We start from the raw sequence: 2,023 nt of genomic DNA, 5'->3' as shown, positions 1-2,023 counted from the left end.
TGGGGCCCGGGTCCGTTGAGGACCCGGGCCCCACACGTCGTCGTGGGCAGGGGCGAGCCGGGCGCCGTCGCCTGAGCCCGGGCGCTCCCGGCGGGGACGACGCTCCCGGGGCGCGGTCCCTCCACCTCCCTCCACCGGGTCCCTCCACATCCCCCCACCGGGTCCCTCCACATCGCTCCACCGCCGTCCCGCACCGTCGCGGCCGGGCTCGCCGCGGCCTTTGCCGTCGGCCCAGGACCGTCCCCGCAGGGCGGGTGACGCCGCTGTCCACCCGCTCCACGCCGCGCGAGTCAGGCGCAGGATCCCGCGCTTCGTCGGCGGGACACCGGGTGCGCGACCCGGCTCTCGGTGGGGGAGGGGAGGGCGCTCGGCGGGCGGGCGGGAGAGGGCTGCGGCGAGCGAGGGAAGGGTGCGGGAACGGGGCGTCGGGGCGCGAAAGCCCTCCACCTTCCACCACCCGTGCTGACCTGCACATTCGCGGAAAGTTCTCCTGCAGAAGTCGGGTTTCTTCATTGACGGGGGAGGGAAGTGGAGTAATGTGGGGGTCACTGGTGGTCAGTGGTTCAGCGAAGGGTGGTGGCCGGCATGTTCCTCGGCACCTACCACCCGCGCCTGGACGACAAGGGTCGGCTGATCCTCCCGGCCAAGTTCCGCGACCAGCTCGCGGGCGGGCTGGTGCTCACCAAGGGGCAGGAACGCTGCCTCACGCTCTACCCGATGCGGGAGTTCGAGGAGATCCATGAGCAGCTGCGCAAGGCACCGGTCACCGACCGGCGCGTGCGTGACTACTCGCGCGTCCTGCTCGCCGGCGCCACCGACGAGCAGCCCGACAAGCAGGGCCGCATCACCATCCCGCCCCACCTGCGCAGCTACGCCGGTCTGGAGCGCGAGCTCGCGGTGATCGGCACCGGTGCCCGCGTGGAGATCTGGTCGGCCGACGCGTGGGAGGAGTACCTCGCCGCCTCCGAGGAGGCGTTCTCCCAGACCGCCGAGGAGGTGGTCCCCGGGATCTTCTGACCGGCCCGGCCTCCGCACGACGAGGTCTCTCACCGCGACTCTGACGCACTTCCCCGGCGCCAGAGCACGGCGGCGGGAGTCCTGGTCGGGTGGTGGAGGGCCCCCGACCGCCTCAGTGGCAAGACCAGCAGGACGACGAGAAGGACGAGGAGGTGAGGGCACTGGCCGAGAACGAGCGCAGCGCGGCTGAGCGGCACGTACCCGTGCTCGCGCAGCGGTGCCTCGACCTCCTCGCCCCCGCGGTCGAGCGCCCCGGTGCGGTGCTCGTCGACGCCACCCTCGGGATGGGCGGCCACAGCGAGCTCGCACTCCAGCGCTTCCCGCAGCTTCGGGTCGTCGGCATCGACCGCGACCCCCAGGCCATCGCGCTCGCCGGACAGCGGCTCGCCCCGTTCGGTGACCGGTTCACCGCCGTGCACGCCGTGTACGACGACGTCGACCGGGTCGTGGCCGAGCACGCGCCCGGCGGCGTCGAGGGCATCCTCATGGACCTCGGCGTCTCCTCCCTGCAGCTCGACGAGGCCGACCGCGGCTTCGCATACGCCCAGGACGCCCCGCTCGACATGCGCATGGACCCCACCCGCGGCACGAGCGCCGCCGAGCTGCTCGCCACCGCCTCCGCCGAGGAGCTGCGGCGCATCCTGCGCGACTACGGCGAGGAGCGCTTCGCAGGCAGGATCGCCTCCGCCGTCCTGCGCCGGCGCCAGACCCAGCCGCTCACCCGGACGGGCGAGCTCGTCGACCTCGTCCGCGCCTCGATCCCCGCCGCCACCCGCCGCACCGGGGGCAACCCCGCCAAGCGCACCTTCCAGGCGCTGCGCATCGCGGTCAACGACGAGCTCGCCGTCCTCGAGGACGCCCTGCCCCGGGCGCTGGAGTCGCTGGTCGTCGGCGGCCGGATCGTCGTCATGGCCTACCACTCGCTTGAGGACCGGGCCGTCAAGCGGGCCCTGGCCCGCGGCGCGACGTCCTCCGCCCCACCGGACTTCCCGGTCGAGCCGGAGAC

The 2,023-nt window shown here is 73.7% G+C and carries 2 protein-coding genes; both read left to right on the top strand.

Annotated elements, in window-relative coordinates; translation table 11 throughout:
* Positions 1-585 precede the first annotated feature (585 nt).
* Positions 586-1,017, top strand: coding sequence for a division/cell wall cluster transcriptional repressor MraZ (gene mraZ / locus FHE66_RS13910; protein ID WP_139073663.1), 432 nt, complete (start codon positions 586-588; stop codon positions 1,015-1,017).
* Between the two features lie 161 nt (positions 1,018-1,178).
* Positions 1,179-2,023 (top strand): 16S rRNA (cytosine(1402)-N(4))-methyltransferase RsmH (gene rsmH, locus FHE66_RS13905; RefSeq protein ID WP_139073662.1); only part of this gene is annotated, 845 nt, incomplete at its 3' end.

Source organism: Georgenia sp. 311 (assembly GCF_006151955.1).
GTDB classification, from domain to species: Bacteria; Actinomycetota; Actinomycetes; order Actinomycetales; family Actinomycetaceae; genus Oceanitalea; species Oceanitalea wutianyii.
The sequence above is the reverse complement of the archived record's forward strand: the minus strand, read 5'-3'. Positions and strand labels throughout refer to the sequence as shown.